The sequence below is a fragment of the Variovorax robiniae genome (assembly GCF_037889955.1).
Classification (GTDB): domain Bacteria; phylum Pseudomonadota; class Gammaproteobacteria; order Burkholderiales; family Burkholderiaceae_C; genus Variovorax; species Variovorax robiniae.
This window is the reverse complement of record NZ_JBBKZS010000013.1, coordinates 31,046-53,187: the sequence shown is the minus strand read 5'-3', so window position 1 is coordinate 53,187 and position 22,142 is coordinate 31,046. Positions and strand designations below refer to the sequence as shown.

Here is a 22,142-nt window from a genome sequence, read left to right as displayed (position 1 = left end):
CGTGAGTTGCCAGTAGCTGCAGAGATAACGAGTACGCCTCCCTGTTTTCAAACACTTTGCAACGTTGTCACGCGCCTTTCGCGGAGGGCAGTTTCGACACCAGCCGGAGCGACACGGTGAGCCCTTCAAGCTGGTAGTGCGGACGCAGGAAGAACTTCGAGGTGTAGTAGCCGGGATTGCCTTCCACCTCCTCCACGATCACCTCGGCCGCGGCCAGGGGCTTGCGCGCCTTGGTCTCTTCGGACGAGGTCGACGGGTCGCCGTCGACATAGTTGGTGATCCACTTGTTGAGCCACTTCTCCATGTCGCTGCGTTCCTTGAAGCTGCCGATCTTGTCGCGCACGATGCACTTCAGGTAGTGCGCGAAACGGTTGCAGGCGAACAGGTAGGGCAGGCGCGCGGCCAGGTTGGCATTGGCCGTGGCGTCGGGATCGTCGTACTCGAAGGGCTTCTGCAGCGACTGCGCGCCGATGAAGGCCGCGAAGTCCGAGTTCTTGCGATGGATCAGCGAGAGCAGGCCGGCCTTCGACAGCTCGGCCTCGCGCCGATCGCTGATGGCGATCTCGGTCGGGCACTTCTGGTCGACGCCGCCGTCATCGCTCGGGAAGGTGTGCAGCGGCAGGCCTTCCACCGCGCCGCCCGATTCGATGCCGCGGATGCGCGAGCCCCAGCCGTACATCTTGTACGAGCGGTTGATGTTGGTGGCCATCGCATAGGCGGCATTGGCCCAGGCATAGTGGCTGTGGTCGGCACCGGCCACGTCTTCCTCGAAGTCGAAGTCCTCCACCGGATTGGTCTTCGCACCATAGGGCGTGCGCGCCAGGAAGCGCGGCATGCAAAGGCCCAGGTAGCGCGCATCGTCCGATTCGCGCAGCGACCGCCAGCCGGCATATTCGGGCGTCAGGAAGATCTTGGTCAGGTCGCGCGGGTTGGCGAGTTCCTGCCAGGATTCCATCTGCATCAGGTGCGGGCTCGCGCCGGTGATGAAGGGTGCGTGCGCGGCGGCCGAGATCTTCGCCATCTCGCCGAGCAGTTCCACATCGGGCGGGCTCTGGTCGAAGTGGTAGTCGCCGACGATCGCGCCGAAGGGCTCGCCGCCGAACTGGCCGTATTCCTGCTCGTAGACCTTCTTGAACATCGGGCTCTGGTCCCACGCCGCGCCCTTGAACTTCTTGAGCTGCTTGTGGAGATCCTTCTTCGAGATGTCCATCACGCGGATCTTGAGGTTCTCGTCGGTCTCGGTGTTGTTCACCATGTAGTGCAGGCCGCGCCATGCACTCTCGATCTTCTGGAAGTCCTCGTTGTGCAGGATCTTGTTGATCTGCTCCGAGAGCTTGGCGTCGATCGCGGCGATCATGGCCTGGATCGACTTGGTCACGTCCTTGCCGATGACCGCGGTGTTGCTCAGCGCCTGTTGTGCGAGCGTGAGGACCGCGGCCTCGACGGCGCTCTTGGCTTCGTCGCTGCGCGGCTTGAATTCCTTCTGCAGGAGCGACGAGAAGTCGTTCCCCTCCAGCGCAACGTCTTTCAGTGCGCTCTGCTGCTCGAGTGCTTCGGTCGCCATGGTGCGTTCTCCTGATGTGCGGTGAATGGGTCAGGCGTCACGCGGCGGGCGCGGCGTCGTCGGGTTTCTTGCTGGCGGCCAGCGTCTTCAGCAATTCGGGGTTCTCCAGGACCTTGGCCAGCAGGTCTTCCGCGCCGCCCTTGCCGTCCATGTAGGTCACCAGGTTCGCCAGCTGCGTGCGCGCTTCGAGCAGCTTGTTCAGCGCATCGACCTTGCGTGCCACGGCGGCGGGCGAGAAGTCCTCCATGTTCTCGAAGGTCAGGTCGACCTTGAGTTCGCCTTCGCCCGTGAGCGTGTTGGGCACCGAGAAGGCGGCATGCGGTTTCATCGCCTTCATGCGGGTGTCGAAGTTGTCGACGTCGAATTCGAGGAACTTGCGGTCCGCCACCGGGATGACCTTGTCGGGGTCGGCGGGCTTGCCTGACAGGTCGGCCAGCACGCCCATCACGAAGGGCAGCTGGACCTTCTTCTCGGCGCCGTAGAGCTCGACGTCGTACTCGATCTGAACGCGCGGGGCCCGGTTGCGGGCGACGAATTTCTGACTGCTGGTGGCCATGGAAACAACTCCTTGCGTTGGGAAGTAGCGGGTCGCTGAAAGAGGTTCACTCCGAGGACGGGCGCGGGCCCGTCACTGTCTCGATGGTGTCGAGTGCATTGGGCGCGAGGTCGGCCATGATCTCGAAGAAGCTCACGCCGATCAGGCGCTTGGCGCGCTCGATCAGAAGGGGCGCGGGATTGCCCGGTTCGGTCTGCTGCAGGAAACGGATCACGCGGTCGAGCGTGGCCAGCACGTCCTGGCGGCTGGTGAGTTCACCCTTTGCCGCAGCGGCCTTGCCGCCCGCGGGCGCATCGCCATCGGCCGCCTCGCCGGCTTCGCCTTCGGCTTGTGCCTCGGCGGTTTCGCCCACCACCGCCGTGGCCGCGGTGCGCAGCACGACGCCGACGCGGCGAAGCGGGTCCAGGTCGATCGCATCGGCCATGCCGGTGCGATCGGTCACCAGCGCCTGCAAGGCTGCAACCTGCGCGAGGATGCCCTGCAGCAGAGGCATCGTTTCCGGATGCTCGGCATGGATCTCGGCCAGCGCGCCATGTACCTGGGCCGGTGAATATCCGGTGCCCCCACTGACGGGTGTGAGCAGGTTGTGTGCGATCGCGATGTCGCGCACCTTGATCGGCCCGACGCCGCGCGACACGCCCACGCCGGCCTCATACAGGTCGCGCAGCACCATCGACGACTGGGTCAGCGGCGCAAGCGCGTTGAGGCGCATGGTCGGGTCGTTGTCCTCCTCGGCGTCCAGCATCGGATGGATGCTGTCCCAGAAGGTGCCGAGCAGGCCTGTCAACAGTTGCACGCCGAGGCTGAAGCCGGTCACGCCTTGCATGCGCGTCGATGCACGCAGCAGCAGCATGGCCAGGCGCACGTCCTTGGCGCGCTGCAACAGCGCCTGCGCCTGGTCGGACACCAGCCGCCACTCGGGTTCCACGGCAGGGATGACCTTGTCGCCGAACTGCTGCTCGGGCTTGCCCTGGGATGCCGCGTCCAGTGCCGTGAACGCCGGGTCATGCTCAAGGTCGTCACCCACCGGCGATGCCTCGCTGATGGGTGCTTGCAAGGCCTCGACGAGTTCGGGAGTCAGCATGTTGCCTGTTCGAATTGACTGGTGATAATCAAAGAAGCGTCCGGACCGGTCAATGCAACGAAGGAAATAGCATGCGTCTCCTTGGCACCCACCGTTTGCCCTATGGCAGCCACGCGGTCCTCGCTTCATGGGTCGTGGGGCTGGCGCTGGCCGGTTGCGCCAAGCCACCGGCGCCGCCGCCACCGCCGGTCACCACGCCGATGTTCTTCACGATCACGGCCGGCCCCGATGCCAACCCCGATGTGCGCGGCCGTGCATCTCCCATCACGGTGCGCGTGTACGCGTTCAAGACCACCGCCGCCTTCGAAGGCGCGGACTTCTTCACCCTGTTCGAGAAGGACACCTCCATCCTCGCGGCCGACACGGTGCAGCGCGAGGAAATGCTGCTGCGCCCTGGGGACAGCAAGAAGCTGAATTTCGTGCTGCCCGCCGATGCCAAGGCCTGGGGCGTGATGGGCGCCTACCGCGACCTTGACCGTGCACGCTGGCGCGAAGTGCGCCCGGTCGAGCCCGGCAAGGGCGAGATCGTCACGGTGACCGTGGGCGCGCGGCAGATGAAGATCGATTCGGTTCCCGCGCCGCCACCACCCCCACCGCCCAAGAAGTAGGCGTGCGCCCGATCAGAACGCCCGGTGCAGCCGCGCCAGTGACTGGTCCGCGGGCAGGAAACGATGCAGCAGGTCTGAACTGAAGGCGGCCTGGCTCTGCGGTGACGACGCGCCAGTCAGGTAGAGGCCGCGCCAGAAGAAGGCGGTCTCCGCGTTGCCCGTCGGCTCGAACAGCTTGGCCACCAGTTCGCGCAATCCCGGCGCCAGCGCGATCAGTTGCTCTACCCATTGATGGCTTGCCAGCCGCACGGCAGGCGCGTCGGGATGTTCCTGCAGGAGTCCTGCGCCGAGCGCGCGCAAGCGGGTCGACATCGGGGCGAACAAGGCGTCGAAGCGTTCGCCGGCCGCAGCGGCCGGGGCATCGGGTTCAAGTCCAGGCTCGGGCAGCCGATGCCCGAGTGCCTGTGCCAGCACCTCCGGCGACAGCACCTCGCACACTTCCACATGGCCGGCCAGGCGTTCGATCCCGGTCACCACGACATACACGGGCAGGCGAAGTTCCAACAGTTGCGTGGTCTCGCGCAGCACGCGCTGCAGGCGTTCCGCGAGCGGCGCGACCCCTTGCGGCGGCTGCAGCAGCTCGCGCGCTTCCACGCACACCACGATGCCGTTGAGCGGCAGCGCGGGCCGTTGCTCCGCCAGCGCCATCAGCGCACGCAGCCACAGGCCGCGGGCACGCTGCCCGGCCACGCCGTTGCTCACCGCCGCCGGCCCCAGCGCGATCGCGGCCATCTCCGGGCGCACCTGCGCCTGCCAGAAAATCCACGGCTGCGCCTCTATCGCCAGCAGTCCTGGCAGGTTGGCGGCGGCATTGCCGATGAACATCAGCCACGGCTTGCTGATGTCCGCCGCGTCCGCCTCCTGCAGCGCCTGCGGCAACGCGGCCAGCGCCGTGTCCGCATCGTCGATGTCCGACTTCGCCAACAACCCGCGCAAGGTGCGCAAGCGCTGCGACCGGCGCCGCCCCAGCGTTCCCCACCACAGCAGCGCAAAGGCCACGGCGCTCACCGCCGTCAGCAGCCAGAAGGAGTGGGAAAGCGCGCTCATCGCTCGATGGTCTGCAAGAACTCGAACTCGGCGATCAGGCGCTCCGGATCCTTGTGCAAGGACAGCGATTCGCGCAGCCGCAGCAGGTAGTCGGAGGCCAGTTCGAAGGGCGGCCGGTCCACGTTCTCGCTGAAGGGCGTGGGCGAGGCCAGCACCGTCACGAGCACCGTGCCGAAGGGCGGACTGACCAGCCAGCTCGAGGGCACGTCCGCGCCGATCTCGAAGCGCTCGCCACCGGTGCGCCGGCGCGGACTGCGACCCGCATTGAAGTGCAGGACCGAGCCGTCGGCGGTGAAATAGTCGACCCACACATAACCGTCGTAGTTGGGCTGCGTGAGCTGCAGCAGCACCGGATCGCCTTCGCGCAGTTGCCCGTTGCGCGCGGTCTTGGAGAACACGGTCAGGCCCCATTGCTTCTCGCGGTTGCGCATCTGGTAGGGCTTGAGCATCGCGACCACCTCGCAATACGGCCACACCCGCAACGCCAGCTCGATGCGCGTGGACCGCACGCCCGGCACCGATGCCACTTCGTGCCGCACGCGTTCCGGGTCGTCGGGATGGGACACGAAGCCGCGCACCTCGGCCATCCCGCTGTCGGTCACGGTGGACTGCAGGTCGGCGCAGGCGAAGGCCTGCAGGCGGTTGTCGACGCGCTGCGCCAGCGTCGTCGGCGCTTGCGGTGGATGCGCCGCGAACAACCACAGCAGCATCGCCAGCGGCAGCAGCAGCGCCAGTGCGAAGCCGCCGCGCAGCATGGTCCGCTCGCGTTGCTCGGGTTTGCTCGGGCCCGGCGGGTCCGGCACCGAATACGGTTGCGGCGTGATGTGCTCCCGCGCGATCTCGTCCAGCACCAGCGGCGGTGTGCTCAGCTGGCGCGCATGCAGCGCCTTCAGCTTGCCGAGCTCGCCGCTGTCGCCGGCCTCGAAGTAGTACTGGCCCCGAAAGCCGTTGGCCATCACCTGCCAGTAGACCTCGCGCAGTTCGTCGTCCTCCGCCTGCAGCGAGGACAGGTGGTGGAAGAACTCGGTGTGGGCATTGTTGGAGTTGTAGAGCCGCAACTGCAGCGGTGGCAGGCGCGCATGCCATGCGGGGCGCCTCGCGAGGATCTCGTCCAGCCAGGCGACCAGCGCAAAGGAGGCCGACTCGATCCGCTCCGCCGGCTGCCCGGCCGCGATGGCCTGCGCGCGCGCCTGCTCCAGCAGCGCCAGCGCCTGGCGCTGGGGTTCCTCCACCGGCGGCTCGGCATGGCCGGCGCGGATCGCGACGTCCAGTTCGAGGCCGAGCGTGAACAGGGGTTGGTAGAAGTCGAGCAGGCGATGGCGGCTCATGGCTGCTCGCGGCTATCCTTCGTGGGCGCGAAGCCGCTGTGGTTGGCACATGCTCCGTCCCGTCTGTTTCAGAAGTCCAGCGATTCTTCCGGCCGCCGCGGGCATGCACCATACTGCGTGGGGACTATGCCTTTCGGGCGGCGCCCCGGCTTGCCGGCGCAGCCAAAGGCCGCTATCTTCACTGTTGCGTTAACAAACATTTGCCGCCGGGGGTGCGCCATGAAAATCCTGATCGCCGACGACCACCGGCTCGTCATCGAAGCGGTCAAGGCCAAGCTGTCCGAGCTGGAACCTGCCATTGAATTCGTGCTCGCCATGAGTGTGGACGAGTTGCTGGCCAGCGCTTCCGACGACCTCGACCTGGCCGTGATCGACCTCAACATGCCCGGTGCAGAAGGCCAGGCCCACATCGAGGAGATCCGCCGCCGTCATCCCGCGGTGCCGGTCATCGTGCTGTCGGGCTACGAAGACCCGAACGTGATGCGCAGCGCGCTCGAGGTGGGCGTGCTCGGCTTCATTCCCAAGGCCTATTCGCCCGAAGTCATGATCTCGGCCGTCCGGCTGGTGCTGGCTGGCGGCGTCTACGTGCCGCCGCTGATGCTCTCCGCCGTGCCGCCGGGCATCGTGCCGGGTGTCGGTGACGTCGGCAGTGATGCGGCAACGCCACGCGGCGCCAACAACACCCACACGCTCGAACACCTGCGCAAGGTGCTGACCGAGCGCCAGGTCGAGGTGCTGCAACTGCTGTCGCAGGGCAAGCCCAACAAGCTGATCGGCCGCAGCCTCGGCATCAGCGAAGGCACCGTGAAGATCCACCTCGCGGCGATCTTCCGCGCCCTGAATGTCCGCAACCGCACCGAGGCGGTGGTTGCGGCGCAGACCTTGACCGAGGCGCAGACATAACCGAACGCTCCTACACCAGGAACTTGCGCGCCAGGCTCACCCAGTAGCTGGCGCCCAGCGGCAGCGCGCGATCGTTGAAGTCGTATCGGGGGTTGTGCACCATGCAGCCACCGTCCTCGCCGGTGCCGTTGCCCAGCACCACGTAGGCGCCGGGGCGGGCCTGCAGCATGAAGGCGAAGTCCTCGCTGCCCATGGTGGCGGGGCGCTCGAAGACCTTGTCCTCGCCGAGCAGGTCGATGGCAACCTGGCGGGCGAACGAGGTTTCGCGCTCCGGGTTCACCAGCACCGGGTACTGCTGGCGGTAGTCGATCTCGCACTTGAGGCCGTAGCTCTCCGCCTGCGCATGCACGAAGGCCTTCAGGCGGCGTTCGATCTGGTCGCGCACGGCCGGGTCCAGCGCGCGCACGCCGATCTTGAGCACGGCCTGCTCCGGCACGATGTTGTAGACCTCGCCGGACTGCACCGATCCCACCGTGATCACCGCGGCCTGGTGCGCGCTCACCTCGCGTGACACCAGGCTCTGCAGGCCCAGCACGATGCTGGCGGCGCACTGCATCGGGTCCACGCCATGGTGCGGCATCGCCCCGTGCGCGCTGACACCGGTCAGCGTCACGGTCACACGGTCGAAGGACGCCATCGCCGGGCCCGTGCGCATGGCCATCTGCCCGACCGGGATGCCCGGCCCGTTGTGCAGCGCGAACACCGCATCGCAAGGGAAGCGCTCGAACAGGCCCTGCTCGATCATGTGGCGCGCGCCGCCCTCGTTCTCCTCGGCCGGCTGGAAGATCAGGTTCAGCGTGCCGTCGAAGCCGCGGTGCTCCGACAGGTAGCGCGCGGCGCAGAGCAGCATCGCCGTGTGGCCGTCATGGCCGCAGGCATGCATGCAGCCGATGCGCCGGCTGGCCCACGGGTGGCCGGTGGCCTCGACGATCGGCAGCGCATCCATGTCGGCGCGAATGCCCAGTCTGCGCGCGCCCGTGCCTTCGCGCAGCGTACCGACCACGCCGGTGCCGGCCAGGCCGCGGTGCACTTCATAGCCCCAGGCCGCGAGCTTCCCGGCCACCAGGTCGCTGGTCTGGTGCTCCTGGAAAGCCAGCTCCGGGTTCGCGTGGATCTGACGCCGCAGCGCCACCATTTCCGGCGCGAGCAATTGCATGTGATCGAGGAGTGCGGTGGGGTCCATGAGTCGGTTGCCTTCTTCCATTGGTCGATTCGGATGTTCAGGTCCCGGACGGGCTTGGCGGCGACGCGGCGCGGTCCAGCGCGGCACCCGCTCGCGGCAACAGCGTAAACGCTTCCCTCTCCAGCGCCTCGCGATGCTCCGGTGCCGCGATGTCGATCATGCGGCGCACACGCACCGACAGTGGCTGGTCGCGCAGGTCGGCCACGCCGTATTCGGTGACGATGAGACCGGCGTCCGCGCGCGAGGTGCTCGTCGGCCCGCCCAGGTTCAACACGATGCGGCTGCGTGCACCCGCCTGCGCCGGCAGCCCGACGATCGGCAGGCCGCCCCGGCTGCGGCGCGCGCCGCGCAGGAAATCGACCGCCCCGCCGACCGCGCCGACGTAGACCCCATCGGCCACCTCGGCATTGACCTGGCCAGTCAGGTCGACCTCGATGGCGGCGTTGATCGCGACCAGCCGTTCCTGCGCGGCCAGCACGTCGGGATGGTGCGTGTAGTCGGTGCCGCGCAGGCTGAGGCTGGTGTTGCGATGGGCGAAGGCGCGCAGCCGTGGGCCACCGAGCAGGATGCCGACCACCCCCACGCCCGGGTCCAGGCTCTTGCGCGCATGCGTGAGCGCGCCCGATTCGGCCAGCGCCACGATGCCGTCGCCGACCGCGCCGCTGTGCAGGCCCAGGTCGCGATGGTTGACCAGCGCCGCGTACACCGCCTCCGGCACCGCGCCTATGCCCACCTGCAGCGTCGCGCCGTCTTCCACCAGGCCGGCGATGTGCGCGGCGATGGCCTGCTCGACCGGCCCGCTTCGCGCAACAGGCGCATCGACCAGTGGATGGCGCGCGTCGAAGCAGGCCGCGATCCGCTCCGGGCCGAGGCTCAGGCCGCCCTGCAGTTGCGGCAGTTCCGGATGCACCTCGACGAGCACCGTGCGCGCCACGTCCAGCGCCGCGCCCAGATATTCATGCGCCAGGCCCAGCTGGAAGCGACCCTCCACGTCGGGCGGCGGCACCTGCAGCATCAGCACGTCGACCTTCAGCGCGCCGGTGCGGATCATGTCCGGCAGCTGCGAGTAATGCGCCGGCACCACGTCGAGCACGCCCGCCTGCGACAGGCCGCGCTGCGCCGCGCCGCAGATGTAGCCCACGAAGTCCAGGAAATCGGCATGCTCCGGATGCAAGGTGCCCGCGAATCCCAGCCCGACCCACACGCGCACGCGTCCCTGGCCCGCCACCGACGCGCGTTGCGCCACCAGTGCCCGCGTCAGGGTCAAGGGCTCGGCCGTGCCCTGGCCCCACATGACGGTGTCGCCGGGGCGGATCCAGTCGTGGAGCAGGGGTTCGCCGGGTCGTCTCATTTTTATTCGGATGAAAGTCCTGATCGGAATCCATCATGACATGAATTGATATTTTCGATACTATCGTCCCGAAATAACGAACCCTTGGAGACATGCAGTGGCCAACATGATGGAAAACAAAGTCGTGGTCGTCACCGGCGCGGGCAACGGCATCGGGCGCGACATCGCGCTGGCGATGGCGGCCGAAGGCGCGAAAGTGGTGGTCAACGACCTCGGCACCAGTGGCAGCGGCGAGGGCAGCGACGCCGGCCCGGCACAGGCGGTGGTCAACGAGATCCGCGCGGCGGGCGGCGAGGCGGTCGCGAGCACCGAGAGCGTGTCGGAATGGAACGCGGCCAACCGCATCGTGCAGGCCGCGCTGGACCACTTCGGTCGCATCGACGGCGTGGTCAACAACGCCGGCATCCTGCGCGACCGCATGTTCTTCCGCATGAGCCTGGAGGAGTGGAAGTCGGTCATCGACGTGCACCTCAACGGCAGCTTCTACGTGGCGCGCGCGGCGGCCAACCACTTCAAGGAACAGGGCAGCGGCGCCTATCTGCACATGACCTCGACGTCCGGCCTGATCGGCAACTTCGGCCAGACCAACTACGCGGCGGCCAAGCTCGGCATCGTCGGCCTGTCGCGCAACATCGCGCTGGATATGCAGCGCTACAACGTGCGCTCCAACTGCATCGCGCCCTTTGCGTGGAGCCGCCTGATCGGCACCATCCCGACCGAGACGCCGGAAGAGAAGCAGCGCGTCGAACGCATGAAGCGCATGGAGACCCACAAGATCGCGCCGCTGGTCGTGTACCTGTGCTCGGACGCGGCCAAGGGCGTGTCGGGCCAGATCTTCACCGTTCGCGCCAACGAGATCTTCCTGTTCAACCAGATCCGCCCGATGCGCGGCGTGCACCGCAGCGAGGGTTGGACGCCGCAGACCGTGGCCGATCATGCGATGCCGGCACTGAAGGCCGGCTTCACGCCGCTCGAGCGCAGCGCCGACGTGTTCTGTTGGGACCCCATCTGATCCTTCTTCCTCCCTCTCCCCCTGGGAGAGGGCCGGGGTGAGGGCAACGGCTTCGGTTCTCGCACTCCCTTCAATTCACGCGCCTTCCAGCCATGCCCATCGACTATCAAAAGCTACGCACCCGCGTCTTCCCCGACGTCGAGCAGACCTACACCTGGAAAGACAGCGCCCTCTACGCCTTGGGCGTCGGCTTCGGCCACGACCCGCTCGACGCGCAACAGTTGCCCTATGTCTACGAGCAGGACATGCGCGCCGTCCCCACCATGCCCGTGGTGCTGGCGACGCCGGGCTTCTGGCTCAAGGAGCCGGACTCTGGCGTCGACTGGGTCAAGGTGCTGCACGGCGAGCAGAGCCTCACGATCCACCATCCGATCCCGGTGGGCGCGACCGTGGTGGGCAAGCTCAAGGTCACGGCCATCGTCGACAAGGGCCGCGACAAGGGTGCGCTGCTGGTCTCCGAGCGCACGCTGCACGACAAGTCAACGGGCGCCTTGCTGGCGACGCTCGAAGGCCTGACCTTCTGCCGCGGCGACGGCGGCTTCTCGGAAACACCGGGCAACGGCCCCCGCGGCGGCGACCCCGCCCCCACGCCCAAGCCCGCCACGCCGGATCGCACGCCAGACATCGTCTGCGACCTGCCGACGATGCCGCAATCCGCCTTGCTCTACCGCCTGTGCTCCGACCTCAACCCGCTGCATGCCGACCCTGCCGTCGCGCGCGCGGCCGGCTTCAAGCAGCCGATCCTGCACGGACTGGCCAGCTTCGGCGTCGCGGGCCACGCCATCCTGCGCACCTGCTGCGACTACGACGCGGCGCGGCTCACGTCGATCGGCCTGCGCTTCGCCAGCCCGATGTATCCCGGCGAAACCCTGCGCACCGAGATCTGGCGCGACGGCAAGCGCGTGCAGTTCCGCGCCCGCTCGCTGGAGCGCGACGTGGTCGTGCTGTCGCATGGCACTGCCACCCTGGGCTGAAGACGAGAGCACGGCATGACACCACACGGCATCCTTTCCTTCGGCGCCTACCTCCCGTGGCGGCGCCTGCAACGCAAGGCCATCGCGGCCGCCAACACGTGGTTCAACCCGGGCCTCAAGGGCCAGGCCAAGGGCGAGCGCGCGATCGCCAACTGGGACGAGGACGCGATCACGATGGGCATCGAGGCGGCACGCGATTGCCTCGCCGGCTTCGACCGTTCCGGCATCGTCAACGCCGTGCTCGCATCGACCACGCATCCCTTCGCGGACCGGCTCAACGTCGGCATCGCCACCGGCGCGCTGAGCCTCAACGGCAACGTGAACGCGCAGGACACGGCCGGCAGCATGCGCGCCGGCACGTCCGCCTTGATCCAGGCCTTGCGCGTGAATGCACAGACCCTCGTCATGGCCGCCGACAAGCGCCCCGCCAAAGCCGCGAGCACGCAGGAGATGGCGTACGGCGATGGCGCAGCTGCCATGTTCGTCGGCACCGGAGAGCCCATCGCCACCTTGCGCGCCGCGCACAGCCAGACGGTCGACTTCGTGCACCAGTACCGCATGCACGACCAGTCGCACGACTACGCCTGGGAAGAGCGCTGGATCCGCGACGAGGGCTACTTCAAGATCGTGCCCGCCGCCGTCACCGCGGCCTTGCGGGACGCGGGTGTCGAGGCATCGGCCGTGGCGCATTTCTGCATGCCCTGCACGCTGTCGCGCGTGGCGGCGGGCGTCGCGAAGAAGATCGGCATTCCCGAGGCCGCCGTGCGCGACAACCTCGCATCGAACTGCGGCGACACCGGCGCCGCGCATGCCCTGCTCATGCTCGCGCACACGCTGGAGACGGCCAAGCCAGGCGACATCATCGTGGTCGCCGCCTTCGGCCAAGGCTGCGATGCGCTGGTGCTGCAAGCCACCGACGCCATCGCAAAGCGGCGCTCGCAAGGTGGCGTCAGCGCTGCGCTCGCGCGCCGCAACGAGGACGGCAACTACATGCGCTACCTCACCATCAACGGCCTGGTCGACATCGAGCGCGGCATGCGCGCCGAGGCCGACAAGCTCACGCCGCAAAGCACCGCCTACCGCAACCGCGATGCGCTGCAAAGCCTCATCGGCGGCAAGTGCCGAAGCTGCGGCACCGTGCAGTACCCCAAGCAGCGCTATTGCGCCGAGCCCAGCTGCAAGGCGCTCGACAGCCAGGACGACCATGCCTTTGCCGAATCGCGCGCGACCGTGCTCTCGTACACCGCCGACCTGCTCACCTACAGCCCGGACCCGCCGGCCTGGTACGGCATGGTGCAGTTCGAAGAGGGCGGGCGGCTGCTGGCCGACTTCACCGACGTGGCCTCGGTCGACGTGGGCACGCCGATGCGCATGGCCTTCCGCATCAAGGACGTGGATGCCGCACGCGGCTTCCAGCGCTATTTCTGGAAAGCGCAGCCGATTCAACAAGCAGTGAAGCAGGACTGACAAGGAGCATCGACATGGCAAGCGGAATCAAGGACAAGGTCGTCGTCCTCGGCATGGGCTGCTCGCGCTTCGGCGAGCGCTGGGACTGCAACGCCGAAGACCTGATGGTCGAGGCATTCGAGGAAGCGCTGGCCGACGCCGGCATCGGGCGCGATCGCATCGAGGCCGCATGGCTCGGCACCGCCATCGCCGAGCAGCATGTCGGCATGTCGTCGGTGCCGCTCGCGATGACGCTGCGGCTGCCCTATATCCCGGTCACGCGCGTGGAGAACTACTGCGCCACCGGCACCGAGGCCTTCCGAGGCGCGTGCTACGCGGTGGCCTCCGGCGCGGCCGACATCGCGCTCGCGCTCGGCGTGGAGAAGCTCAAGGACACCGGCTATGGTGGTTTGCCGCAACGCGGCCGCGGCGCACTCAACAACCTGCACTGGGCCAACATCTCCGCACCGGGCTCATTCGCCCAACTGGCCAGTGCCTACCGCGCGAAGCACGGCGTCGATGCCGGCGACCTGAAGCGCGCGATGGCCCACATCTCGGTCAAGAGCCATGCCAACGCCGGCAAGAACGCGAAGGCGCACCTGCGCAACGCGATCAGCGAACAGGACGTGCTCAACGCGCCGATGGTGGCCGACCCGCTGGGCCTCTACGACTGCTGCGGCGTGTCGGACGGCTCGGCCTGCGCCATCGTCACCACGCCGGAGATCGCGCGCAGCCTCGGCAAGAAAAACCTGGTCGCGGTGAAGGCGCTGCAGCTTGCGGTGTCGAACGGCGAGGAGTTGCAGCTCGGCAAATGGGACGGCTCCTACTTCGCCACCACGCGCGTCGCCGCCGCCCGCGCCTACAAGGAAGCCGGCATCACCAGGCCGCGCGAACAGGTCTCGCTGGTCGACGTGCACGACTGCTTCTCCGTCACCGAGTTGGTCACGATGGAAGACCTGCTGCTGTCGGAAGAGGGCAAGGCCATCACTGACGTGCTCGATGGCTTCTACGATGCGGATGGCACGCTGCCCTGCCAGATCGACGGCGGCCTCAAGTGCTTCGGCCATCCCATCGGCGCGTCGGGCCTGCGCATGATCTACGAGATGTACCTGCAGCTCGGCGGCCGTGCCGGCCCGCGCCAGCGCGCGTCGAATCCGACCTTCGGCATGACGCACAACCTCGGTGGCTTCCCGAGCCAGAACGTGTCGTCGGTCACCATCGTCGGCGCGTACGGCGCCTGAGCAAGGGAGCCAACATGAAGCAACGCCCATCCCCGTGGATGACCGAGGAACTCCAGTTGCTGGCCGACACCGCCAGCCGCTTCTTCGAACGCGAGGCGGTGCCGAACGACGCACGTTGGCGTGCCCAGCATGTCGGCGATCGCGACTACTGGAACAAGCTCGGCGCGGCGGGCCTGTTGTGCCTGAGCATCCCCGAGGAATACGGCGGCGGTGGCGGCGACTTCCGGCATGACGCGGTGTTCCTGCATGCGCAGATGCGGGCGATGGTCGGCGGCGGTTCCAATAACGTGCATTCGGCCATCGTCGCGCACTACATCCTCGGCTACGGCACCGAAGCGCAGAAGCGCCGCTGGCTGCCGAAGATGGCGAGCGGCGAGATGGTCGCGGCGATCGCCATGACCGAGCCGGGCGCGGGCACGGACCTGCAGGCGCTGCGGACTTCCGCACGCCGCGATGGCGACCACTACGTCATCAACGGCAGCAAGACCTTCATCACCAACGGCTGGCATGCCGACCTGGTCTGCGTGGTCGCGCGCACCGGCACGGAGAAGGGCGGCAAGGGCCTCTCGATCATCGTCGTCGAGACGAAGGGCCAGCAGGGCTATCGCCATGGCCCGCTGCTCGACAAGATCGGCCAGCACAGCACCGACACCTGTGAACTCTTCTTCGACGAGATGCGCGTGCCCTGCGAGCAACTGTTGGGTGCCGAGGAGGGCAGGGGGTTTGCGCAACTCATGAGCCAGTTGCCGCGCGAGCGCCTCATCGTGGCCACCGGCGGCGTCGCCACCATGCAGCGCGCGGTCGAGGAAACGCTGGCCTACGTCAGCCAGCGCAAGGTCTTCGGCGAGACGCTGATGAAGATGCAGAACACGCGCTTCAAGCTCGCGGAATGCCAGACCCACGCCACCATCGCGCAGAGCTTCGTCGACGACTGCATCGTGCGCGCCACCAAGGGCGAACTCGACCTGCCCACCTCCGCCATGGCCAAGTGGTGGGTCAGCGAGATGGTGTGCAAGGTCATCGACGAATGCCTGCAGCTGTTCGGTGGCTATGGCTACATGAACGAATACCCGATTGCGCGGATGTATGCGGATGCGCGCGTGGGGCGCATCTATGGTGGGAGCAACGAGGTGATGAAGGAACTCATTGCGCGGAGCATGGAAACGCAAGCCTTGGGTTGAGCGATCTGACGAACGAACGAGACAAGAAGACCAGAGACGAGACATGAGCAACCGCCGCATTTCATTCAGCATCTCCCGCCGCAACCTGTTGCTGGCCGGCGCAGCCCAGGTGGCCCTGCCGGGCCTGGCACTTGCGCAATCGTCCGAGGCGGGGGGCAAACCGATCCGCCTGCTCGTGCCCTTCGCCGCGGGCGGCGGCGCCGACGTCGCGGCACGCCAGTTGGCGGTGAAGTTCCAGGACGTCGTCAAGCAGACGGTGGTGGTCGAGAACAAGGCCGGCGCCGACGGCGCGCTCGCATTGCAGGAGTTGCTGCGCAGCAAGGCGGACGGCCACACCATCTGCCTCGCGACATCGAGCGCCCTGTCGTACGTGCCGCACATCCGCCGCGCGCCCGGCTACACGCTCGACGACTTCGCGCCGCTCACATCCTTCGTGACCTTCACCTTCTTCCTGATGGTGCACGAAAGCATCCCGGGCAAGAACCTCGCGGAGGTGCTCGCGCATGTGCGCGCCAACCCTGGCAAGTACGCGTACGGCGGCGGCAACTCCGCGTCGATCATGGCGACCGAGCAGCTGATGGCCAATGCCGGCGTCAACATGATCCGCTCGCCGTACAAGGGCGAAGGCCAGATGACCACCGACCTCATCGGCGGTCGCATCCTGATGTCATGGGCCACGCCGGCCGTCACGCCCGCGCTGCTCAAGGACGGCCGCACGCGCCCGGTGGCGGTGCTGCTGCCCAGGCGCAGCAACGTGATGCCCGAGGTGCCGACGATCTCCGAGGCCGGCTATCCGCTGGTCGACATCTCGCCGTGGGGTGGTTTCGTGGCCGCCGCCGCGACGCCCAGGCCGGTGATCGCCAGCCTGTCGCGCGACCTGCGCCAGGTCATTGCCAACCCGGAACTCGTGGCGCAGTGCGACAAGTACGGCCTGCTCGCGCAAGCCAGTACGCCGGAGGAGTTCGGCGGTTTTCTCAAGCAGCAGTACGTGGCGTGGGGGAACGCGGTGAAGTTGGCGAAGATTCCGATGGAAGAGGCGTAGCGGGTGTCTCGCTTCTCGCGTGACTTGCTACTTCTTGATCTCCAGCTTGAAAACCCGTTCGGTGCCGACGGAATCGGAACGCACCGAGTAGTAGCCATCGGTCGTCTGCAAGATGTACCGGCACCACTCTTCCGTGGGCACGCCCTTCCATTCGATCAGCACGCAGTACCGCCCGTCGTCGGAGATGTGCCATTTGCCAGGCGCGGTCGACGGTCGACCTGACGAGCCCACGGCACCCGCACCGCGGTTGTCCGAGGAAACGACGAAACTGCCGTCCGCATCGTTGCTCCAGTAGTGCACGTTTCCCCGGGCGCTGACCCTGCTCATCTTGGCGCCGGTGAGCAAGGCCGTCACCTCCTCCTTGGACAGCTTCTTGGGGTTCTTCGCCTCCAGGTCTCGAAGCACCATGTCGGCCTGGGCGAGCGCCGCGGTGGCGACCCACGGCAAAAGCAGCGCGGGAACCCATTTCGTTGTCGAGATTCGCATGGACTTGTTCCTTGAGTTGGCCACGGAGACGGGCGGCATGATCCGCCGCTTCGAGTCTGGCGCGATCGGTCGGCGCGCGCCACCGGCCATTCGGCCAAGGGCAAGCCTCGGGCGTCATGCGTCGAGCACAAGGGGCACGACAGGCTCCCGGGCCATGCAAGCTTTGCTAATCCGAGTTGGTGTTGCCAAGCGCCTTCCGAAGCCGGGCATCCTCCGCCTTGGCCTGCTTCAACAAGCTGTCCCAACTGTCGGGAGGACGGCCCCGGTCCAGCATCTTGCGAAAGGTCTTGTAGGCGTCGGTGTTGCTTTCGTAGGCGCGCTTCGTCTGCTCGTCGTTTACCCACGCGAGCACCAGCAACTTGCTGGTGAGGTGGAAGCGGAAGAACAGGCGGTACTGCTGGAAGAACTTCGCGCGAAACCAGTGGGTGTACTCCTCGCCCAGCGTGCTGCCTTGACGGTATTCAGCCTTTGCCGGGTCCTCGGGAATGTCGGTGAAAGCCAGCTTGCGGATCGCTGCCAGACGCTTTGTGGCGTTCTTCTGCTTGTAGTTCCTGGGATCCTTCTTCTTCAGCGCCTCCACCTTCTCTGCAAGCGCTTCCAGTTCCTGCAGGAACAAGGGGTGGGCATAGATCGTCCAACCGTTGATGACCAGGGGCTCCGGCCCCTTCTCGGTCTTCTTGCTCATTCGTCTTCGGGCGACAACGGAGCATCCAGGTCGATTGCGACCCCTGTCACGAGTTTGTCGATGCGCTTCAGGAGGCCGGCATCGACCGCCTTGAGCCGCTCTGGATGCTTCTGGATGTCTTGCGCAAGAAAGCTGAGGAATTGGCCAAGCAGCGGATCATCCTGGACGGCATCCGCACGCGTCAGCACAACTTCGCCATTGGGGCGGATCGCGTAGTGGATCTTGTCGCGCTTGCCCAGTCGAAGTGCTCGGCGCACGGGGTCAGGAACCGTCGTCTGGTAGCGGTCTGTCAGGGTGGATTCGATTCCGGGTGTAGCTTGCATGAGGGCCTCCAATGCAAAACAGCATGGTAATGCAATTGCATTGTCAATTCAATGGGCCCGATACTCGGCCGGATTCCTTGGCCGCCGCCCAGGTATCACCAGGCCGCCCCCGTGCCCTCCAGCATCCGCTTCGCCAGCAGGAACGCTGCCGCATTCCAGCTCTGCCCCGCCATCCCCATCGGCGCCAGCGTCTTCCCGTGGAACCACTCGGTGAATCGCCAGTCGCCATGTTTATTGGCCCGCGGCAGTTCTGCTGGTGCCGACCCATGTAGGCCCGCCACAGGTCGTGATCGCGCGCCAGCGGATGCAGCAACACGCGCACGGACCACGGCTCGCTCGCATGTGCGTCGTCGACCGCGCCGACCGCACGCTGCGAATCGGTCGACAGGCGGCCTGGCGGCAGTAACTCGCTGTCAATGAGGGGTAGGTACTCGCTAAGGGCGAAGCCGTGGGGCGCGCGCGGCCCAGTTCGACGGCTGCCCGGACGTCCATCTCGATGGCGCCTTGGTCGTGCTCGGGCGCTGCGAGCTTGCCCAGTTCGCCATCGCGCTGCCTGAACCGCCTTTGCGTCTCGAGCTATGGCAAGGTAGTCGGGAAAAATATCCTGCGTATGTGGCTCCGCTGGCTACGAACTACCTGAAAGCAGATGCTGGTCAGAAGCCAATTGAGATCAGCGCTACCGGGATCCCATGACAGCATTCGCTCAACTCCGAACCACAAGAATCAGAAAAGACGGTGACCCAGCGCCTTGCGCGGTTGCAGACTGAATCAATGAAGATCACCTTGGATTTCATCGAACGTGGCGCGACCGCCAACCGCGGCTTCACTCGCCGACACATCGAACTCCTTGGTCTCCAGTGGCCGCCGAACAAGGGCTGGAAGCGCGACATCGTCGGCCGCGAGATTGACGATGAAGTCGCCCTCGAATACTTGGCACTGGCCGCGCCGCAGGAAACAGCCTTACGTTGTCAACCTGAGTCTTCGTCGGAGATTTGGCTCTACGTCCTCGCGCTTGCGGGCGGCAAACACTACGTCGGCATCACATCCAACATGGATCGGCGCTTCAGGCAACACGCCGAAGGGAAAGCCGCGAGGTGGACCGCATTGCATCCGGTTCAAGGTCTGAGCTATTCATTCAATACAAGCACCAGGTCCTCGCGAACGGCGGAACTGATCGAAGACCAGGCCACGATTGCGCTCATGGTGAAGCACGGCGTAGACAATGTCAGGGGCGGACACTTCTGCTCCATCGATCCGCCAGGAATCAAGAGGGAGTTGCGAGCGCACGGCATGTGGGATCTAGTTCAACTTGCGCGATTGCGTCGGGATCCAGGCGATGACTCTGTGGATTGGGATCGGGACGTTCGGCAATTCATTGCTGCGGTCGTGGCGTTTCATGACAGCGATGGTGCTCCTGATCTCGAAGACGCGGTCTTTGTCGCCGGACTGAAGCTGACGAGATCGCGATACTGGCGAGCCAGCTATGCGCCTTGTCTTGGCTCCGACTTTTGGGGAAGGAAAGGCGTGCTGCACGTTCTGCTGAGCTTCAGCTTGAATCGTTCGGTCGGTAGTCGGGTGAAATGGCCATTCGAAATTCTTGCAGCGGCTCTGAACAGAAGCAGGGACGGGCACGCGGCATTCCGCTGGCTTTACCTGACCAGTTGGGAGTTGTTCGCCCCTGCGGCCACGGATACCCAAGAGCAAGCCGGCCAAGCACTGCTGCAAGGTGACCGCGCTGAGCGGGATCGGGACCGGCGGTTCGATGATTTTCTTTCAGTGCTCTTTCCTGAACTACGTCATCGCTTGCGTGCATGACCTCCAAGCTATCAAGCACAGCGCCGGCTGCAACTACGGCATCTCAGCCACTCGCGCGTTGGCAAGCACCGCATCGACCAGTGCCTGCGACATGGGGCCGACGAGCATGTAGTACGTTTCGTCGCCATCGATGACGAAATAGATGCGCTGATCGTCGGGCTCGGCGGCGCGGACCACGTATGCCGTCAAGCGTCCCTTGGACAGTCGCGTATAGCTGCGGGCGCTGTCGATGCGCTCAGCCTTTCTGACCAGGGCGAGCCGCTTGTCGCCGGACGCGGGTTCCGTGCCCAAGGTATCCCAATAGTCGCGCGGCGTCTTGATGCTGTGTGCCTGGAGAAATTCGCTCTTCTTGAAGAGGTCCCGAAGTTGGGCTTGCGTCCGGTCAAAGATGGAAGTGCTTTGCTTCAGATCGCCGGACGGAGGCACCAATTCGACGGCGAGACTCCCAGTGCCAGTAGTGAATATCTTGCCAACCTCGGCGTGGGGAAGTTGCAGGTCAAGGCGCCTGAATTGCAGCCGAATGCAGTTCGTGCAATCGCGCTCGGCGGGCCAATCGGCGACCTGCAATGTTGCTGCGCTGACCGGTCCCGATCCGAGAGCGGCGGCCAGCAGCAGTGCCCGCATCAGGCCCACTTGGCGAACCTCAACGACGACACTCCCATGGAGGCCATCTGCAGATCGGAGCGATACAAGTTGATCACCTGCCTGGCGCAGGTCTGGCTCAATTTCCCTTGGATGCGCTTGAACGCACCACCGCCCAACTGGGTGGCCAGCCAGAGATATGACGCAGGTCCCATGGGAGGCTCCGGCACGAAGGCCATGGCCTTGGAGCACTTGACAGTTTCGCGATACATCGTCGTGAAGACACCGGCGACGCATTCGTTGACGGTGCCATCCCAACTGGTGGTTGGAACTCCTGCAAAACTGAAAAAGTCCACGATCAACTTTCGGATGCTTTCTTTCTCGCCAGACGACAGTCCTGCCATTTCTTTCTCCCTGAACTTCTTTGATGTTGCCCAAGCGGGCGCGGTCCGCGAATGCGAGACCGCACAAGAATGCTAGCAGGCGGAACCAGCGCGAAATCCCGTCACTACGGGACCGTTACCCGGCTCAACCCGCCTCACCAGGCCGCCCCCGTCCCCTCCAACACCCGCTTCGCCAGCAGGAACGCCGCCGCATTCCAGCTCTGCCCCGCCATCCCCATCGGCGCCAGCGTCTTGCCGTGGAACCACTCGGTGAATCGCCAGTCGCCGTGTTCGTTGGCCCGCGCCAGCCGCCCCAGTTCAGCCCAGGCCAGGTCGCGCATCCCCAACTGCGCCAGCGCCATCACCCAGAACCCGCCGACAAAGGGCCAGATGCCGCCGTTGTGATACTGGTGCACGATGTTCTGCTGGTGCCGCCCCATGTAGGCCCGCCACAGGTCGTGATCCTGCGCCAGCGGATGCAGCACCACGCGCACGGGCCAGGGCTCGCTCGCATGCGCGGTGGCGATGGTGTCGACGATGCGGCGCGCCATGTCCGCGTCGGCCAGTCCGCTCTGGATCGCCAGCACGTTGCCGAACACATCGCCCTCGTCACCCACGAAGGAGAGGTTGACGAAGCTCAGGTACATCCCCGGATCCTGCCGGCCGCGTCGCGCGTAGTGGCGCAGCAGGCGGGCGCGGTGGTATTCGGGCAGGTCCTGCTGGAAGGGGTTGAACAGGTGGTTGAAGTGGTAGAGCGTCTCCTCCGCATGGTCCAGCGCGAAGCGGCGCTTGACGTCGTACCAGAGTGCATTCGTGTAGAGCACGTAGCCCGAGCGCGGCATGATGTCGGCCCAGTCGCTGGCCTCGTTCTGCTGCAGCAGGCGGAAGTGCTGGTGCTCCTGTGCCAGCAGCCAGTCGATCGCGCGGCGCACGCCGCCGCCCCAATGCGCAGGGCCGACGCTGCCGTGGCGGCGCACATGGTCCACCGCGATCAGCCACCACAGCGTGGCGTCGATGCAGCCCAGGTACCAGAAGTCGGCGTCCTGGCCTTCCGGGTCCACGTACTTGGGGATCTGGCCGTTGGCCGCCTGCTGCGCGGCCAGCGCGTCGAGGCTTGCCACCGCGCCCTGCTCCAGCGCCGGAACGCCGCTGCCGCACATCGCCATCACGCAGATCGCCGCGTCGCGGCCGAAGATGCGCGTGTAGCGGCGCGCCACCGCCGCCTCCGTCCGGCTCGCGGCCAGGATGCCGTGCGACGTGAGGTTGGCTTGCAGGAGATCGAGCGAGGCCTGGGCGCAGGTGTCGATCAGGGCGCGGTTGGCGGGGGAGTCAGGATGGGTCATGAGGA

22 protein-coding genes and 1 pseudogene are annotated in these 22,142 nt (G+C 66.2%); 9 read left to right on the top strand and 14 right to left on the bottom strand.

Translation table 11 applies throughout. The features are described 5' to 3' along the window. Positions 1–67 precede the first annotated feature (67 nt). From tssC to tssA, 3 genes are read right to left on the bottom strand one after another with little or no spacing between them, the layout of a single operon-like run. Complete coding sequence (gene tssC / locus WKW79_RS25080; protein WP_340337936.1) at positions 68–1,564, bottom strand: type VI secretion system contractile sheath large subunit; 1,497 nt, start codon at positions 1,562–1,564, stop codon at positions 68–70. A gap of 37 nt (positions 1,565–1,601) precedes the next feature. After that, on the bottom strand, positions 1,602–2,120 hold the full coding sequence (gene tssB, locus WKW79_RS25075) for a type VI secretion system contractile sheath small subunit (RefSeq protein ID WP_340337935.1): 519 nt from the start codon (positions 2,118–2,120) through the stop codon (positions 1,602–1,604). A 46-nt stretch (positions 2,121–2,166) separates the two neighbouring features. Then, entirely contained in the window at positions 2,167–3,204 is a 1,038-nt protein-coding gene (gene tssA / locus WKW79_RS25070; RefSeq protein WP_340337934.1) for a type VI secretion system protein TssA, read from the bottom strand. A gap of 71 nt (positions 3,205–3,275) precedes the next feature. Here tssA and tssJ point away from each other — a divergent pair, with 71 nt between their 5' ends. Next, positions 3,276–3,812: a type VI secretion system lipoprotein TssJ gene (gene tssJ, locus WKW79_RS25065; protein ID WP_340337933.1), complete on the top strand. Its 537-nt coding sequence runs from the start codon at positions 3,276–3,278 to the stop codon at positions 3,810–3,812. A gap of 12 nt (positions 3,813–3,824) precedes the next feature. Here tssJ and WKW79_RS25060 read toward each other — a convergent pair whose 3' ends face one another. Next, on the bottom strand, positions 3,825–4,859 hold the full coding sequence (locus WKW79_RS25060) for a type VI secretion system protein (protein WP_340337932.1): 1,035 nt from the start codon (positions 4,857–4,859) through the stop codon (positions 3,825–3,827). After that, positions 4,856–6,187 (bottom strand): DotU family type IV/VI secretion system protein, encoded by a 1,332-nt coding sequence (locus tag WKW79_RS25055; protein ID WP_340337931.1) that lies wholly within the window; start codon positions 6,185–6,187, stop codon positions 4,856–4,858. Before WKW79_RS25055 ends, WKW79_RS25060 begins: the two co-directional genes overlap by 4 nt. Before the next feature lie 219 nt (positions 6,188–6,406). On the opposite strand from WKW79_RS25055, the gene WKW79_RS25050 reads away from it, so the two are divergent. After that, positions 6,407–7,090, top strand: coding sequence for a response regulator (locus tag WKW79_RS25050; RefSeq protein ID WP_340337930.1), 684 nt, complete (start codon positions 6,407–6,409; stop codon positions 7,088–7,090). A 10-nt stretch (positions 7,091–7,100) separates the two neighbouring features. Here the strand turns inward: WKW79_RS25050 and WKW79_RS25045 are convergent, their stop codons facing one another. Continuing rightward, entirely contained in the window at positions 7,101–8,273 is a 1,173-nt protein-coding gene (locus WKW79_RS25045; protein ID WP_340337929.1) for a M20 aminoacylase family protein, read from the bottom strand. 37 nt (positions 8,274–8,310) lie between these two features. After that, positions 8,311–9,624 (bottom strand): acetyl-CoA hydrolase/transferase family protein, encoded by a 1,314-nt coding sequence (locus tag WKW79_RS25040; RefSeq protein WP_340337928.1) that lies wholly within the window; start codon positions 9,622–9,624, stop codon positions 8,311–8,313. Between the two features lie 106 nt (positions 9,625–9,730). Between WKW79_RS25040 and WKW79_RS25035 the strand changes: the two genes are divergently transcribed. From WKW79_RS25035 to WKW79_RS25010, 6 genes are all read left to right on the top strand, one after another. Beyond that, complete coding sequence (locus WKW79_RS25035; RefSeq protein ID WP_340337927.1) at positions 9,731–10,636, top strand: SDR family oxidoreductase; 906 nt, start codon at positions 9,731–9,733, stop codon at positions 10,634–10,636. Between the two features lie 92 nt (positions 10,637–10,728). Further along, on the top strand, positions 10,729–11,610 hold the full coding sequence (locus tag WKW79_RS25030; RefSeq protein WP_340337926.1) for a MaoC/PaaZ C-terminal domain-containing protein: 882 nt from the start codon (positions 10,729–10,731) through the stop codon (positions 11,608–11,610). Positions 11,611–11,625: 15 nt separating this feature from the next. Then, a complete protein-coding gene (locus tag WKW79_RS25025; protein WP_340337925.1) occupies positions 11,626–13,077 on the top strand; it encodes a 3-oxoacyl-[acyl-carrier-protein] synthase III C-terminal domain-containing protein in 1,452 nt (483 codons plus the stop codon). A gap of 14 nt (positions 13,078–13,091) precedes the next feature. Then, positions 13,092–14,297, top strand: a complete 1,206-nt coding sequence (locus WKW79_RS25020; RefSeq protein ID WP_340337924.1) for an acetyl-CoA acetyltransferase — start codon at positions 13,092–13,094, stop codon at positions 14,295–14,297. 14 nt (positions 14,298–14,311) lie between these two features. Then, the gene (locus WKW79_RS25015) at positions 14,312–15,478 is read left to right on the top strand and encodes an acyl-CoA dehydrogenase family protein (RefSeq protein ID WP_340337923.1); all 1,167 of its coding nucleotides are present in this window, start codon (positions 14,312–14,314) and stop codon (positions 15,476–15,478) included. Positions 15,479–15,521: 43 nt separating this feature from the next. Continuing rightward, a complete protein-coding gene (locus WKW79_RS25010; RefSeq protein WP_340337922.1) occupies positions 15,522–16,520 on the top strand; it encodes a Bug family tripartite tricarboxylate transporter substrate binding protein in 999 nt (332 codons plus the stop codon). Between the two features lie 27 nt (positions 16,521–16,547). Here the strand turns inward: WKW79_RS25010 and WKW79_RS25005 are convergent, their stop codons facing one another. The 4 genes and pseudogenes from WKW79_RS25005 to WKW79_RS24990 all read right to left on the bottom strand — a co-directional run. Next, the gene (locus WKW79_RS25005; protein ID WP_340337921.1) at positions 16,548–17,006 is read right to left on the bottom strand and encodes a DUF995 domain-containing protein; all 459 of its coding nucleotides are present in this window, start codon (positions 17,004–17,006) and stop codon (positions 16,548–16,550) included. Between the two features lie 166 nt (positions 17,007–17,172). Then, on the bottom strand, positions 17,173–17,691 hold the full coding sequence (locus tag WKW79_RS25000; protein ID WP_340337920.1) for a type II toxin-antitoxin system YhaV family toxin: 519 nt from the start codon (positions 17,689–17,691) through the stop codon (positions 17,173–17,175). After that, positions 17,688–18,014, bottom strand: coding sequence for a type II toxin-antitoxin system PrlF family antitoxin (locus tag WKW79_RS24995; protein ID WP_340337919.1), 327 nt, complete (start codon positions 18,012–18,014; stop codon positions 17,688–17,690). Before WKW79_RS24995 ends, WKW79_RS25000 begins: the two co-directional genes overlap by 4 nt. A 95-nt stretch (positions 18,015–18,109) precedes the next feature. After that, positions 18,110–18,345 (bottom strand): annotated as a pseudogene (locus WKW79_RS24990) (glycoside hydrolase); the annotation flags it as partial. A gap of 440 nt (positions 18,346–18,785) precedes the next feature. On the opposite strand from WKW79_RS24990, the gene WKW79_RS24985 reads away from it, so the two are divergent. Then, positions 18,786–19,829, top strand: coding sequence for a GIY-YIG nuclease family protein (locus WKW79_RS24985; protein WP_340337918.1), 1,044 nt, complete (start codon positions 18,786–18,788; stop codon positions 19,827–19,829). Between the two features lie 33 nt (positions 19,830–19,862). Here the strand turns inward: WKW79_RS24985 and WKW79_RS24980 are convergent, their stop codons facing one another. From WKW79_RS24980 to WKW79_RS24970, 3 genes are all read right to left on the bottom strand, one after another. Then, a complete protein-coding gene (locus WKW79_RS24980; RefSeq protein WP_340337917.1) occupies positions 19,863–20,453 on the bottom strand; it encodes a hypothetical protein in 591 nt (196 codons plus the stop codon). Further along, entirely contained in the window at positions 20,453–20,815 is a 363-nt protein-coding gene (locus tag WKW79_RS24975; protein ID WP_340337916.1) for a hypothetical protein, read from the bottom strand. Before WKW79_RS24975 ends, WKW79_RS24980 begins: the two co-directional genes overlap by 1 nt. 134 nt (positions 20,816–20,949) lie before the next feature. Then, positions 20,950–22,137 (bottom strand): amylo-alpha-1,6-glucosidase, encoded by a 1,188-nt coding sequence (locus WKW79_RS24970; protein WP_340337915.1) that lies wholly within the window; start codon positions 22,135–22,137, stop codon positions 20,950–20,952. Positions 22,138–22,142: the final 5 nt, after the last annotated feature.

Excerpts from the sequence above, each read along its gene's own strand:
- WKW79_RS24995 (WP_340337919.1), bottom strand. The coding sequence starts at position 18,014 with ATGCAAGCTACACCCGGAATCGAATCCACCCTGACAGACCGCTACCAG.
- WKW79_RS25005 (WP_340337921.1), bottom strand. The coding sequence starts at position 17,006 with ATGCGAATCTCGACAACGAAATGGGTTCCCGCGCTGCTTTTGCCGTGG.
- WKW79_RS25035 (WP_340337927.1), top strand. The coding sequence starts at position 9,731 with ATGATGGAAAACAAAGTCGTGGTCGTCACCGGCGCGGGCAACGGCATC.
- WKW79_RS25050 (WP_340337930.1), top strand. The coding sequence starts at position 6,407 with ATGAAAATCCTGATCGCCGACGACCACCGGCTCGTCATCGAAGCGGTC.
- WKW79_RS25010 (WP_340337922.1), top strand. The coding sequence starts at position 15,522 with ATGAGCAACCGCCGCATTTCATTCAGCATCTCCCGCCGCAACCTGTTG.
- WKW79_RS25055 (WP_340337931.1), bottom strand. The coding sequence starts at position 6,187 with ATGAGCCGCCATCGCCTGCTCGACTTCTACCAACCCCTGTTCACGCTC.
- WKW79_RS24975 (WP_340337916.1), bottom strand. The coding sequence starts at position 20,815 with ATGGCAGGACTGTCGTCTGGCGAGAAAGAAAGCATCCGAAAGTTGATC.
- WKW79_RS24970 (WP_340337915.1), bottom strand. The coding sequence starts at position 22,137 with ATGACCCATCCTGACTCCCCCGCCAACCGCGCCCTGATCGACACCTGC.
- WKW79_RS24980 (WP_340337917.1), bottom strand. The coding sequence starts at position 20,453 with ATGCGGGCACTGCTGCTGGCCGCCGCTCTCGGATCGGGACCGGTCAGC.
- tssJ (WP_340337933.1), top strand. The coding sequence starts at position 3,276 with ATGCGTCTCCTTGGCACCCACCGTTTGCCCTATGGCAGCCACGCGGTC.
- WKW79_RS25015 (WP_340337923.1), top strand. The coding sequence starts at position 14,312 with ATGAAGCAACGCCCATCCCCGTGGATGACCGAGGAACTCCAGTTGCTG.
- WKW79_RS25040 (WP_340337928.1), bottom strand. The coding sequence starts at position 9,624 with ATGAGACGACCCGGCGAACCCCTGCTCCACGACTGGATCCGCCCCGGC.
- tssC (WP_340337936.1), bottom strand. The coding sequence starts at position 1,564 with ATGGCGACCGAAGCACTCGAGCAGCAGAGCGCACTGAAAGACGTTGCG.
- WKW79_RS25000 (WP_340337920.1), bottom strand. The coding sequence starts at position 17,691 with ATGAGCAAGAAGACCGAGAAGGGGCCGGAGCCCCTGGTCATCAACGGT.
- WKW79_RS25025 (WP_340337925.1), top strand. The coding sequence starts at position 11,626 with ATGACACCACACGGCATCCTTTCCTTCGGCGCCTACCTCCCGTGGCGG.
- WKW79_RS24985 (WP_340337918.1), top strand. The coding sequence starts at position 18,786 with ATGAAGATCACCTTGGATTTCATCGAACGTGGCGCGACCGCCAACCGC.
- WKW79_RS25030 (WP_340337926.1), top strand. The coding sequence starts at position 10,729 with ATGCCCATCGACTATCAAAAGCTACGCACCCGCGTCTTCCCCGACGTC.
- WKW79_RS25060 (WP_340337932.1), bottom strand. The coding sequence starts at position 4,859 with ATGAGCGCGCTTTCCCACTCCTTCTGGCTGCTGACGGCGGTGAGCGCC.
- tssB (WP_340337935.1), bottom strand. The coding sequence starts at position 2,120 with ATGGCCACCAGCAGTCAGAAATTCGTCGCCCGCAACCGGGCCCCGCGC.
- WKW79_RS25020 (WP_340337924.1), top strand. The coding sequence starts at position 13,092 with ATGGCAAGCGGAATCAAGGACAAGGTCGTCGTCCTCGGCATGGGCTGC.
- WKW79_RS25045 (WP_340337929.1), bottom strand. The coding sequence starts at position 8,273 with ATGGACCCCACCGCACTCCTCGATCACATGCAATTGCTCGCGCCGGAA.
- tssA (WP_340337934.1), bottom strand. The coding sequence starts at position 3,204 with ATGCTGACTCCCGAACTCGTCGAGGCCTTGCAAGCACCCATCAGCGAG.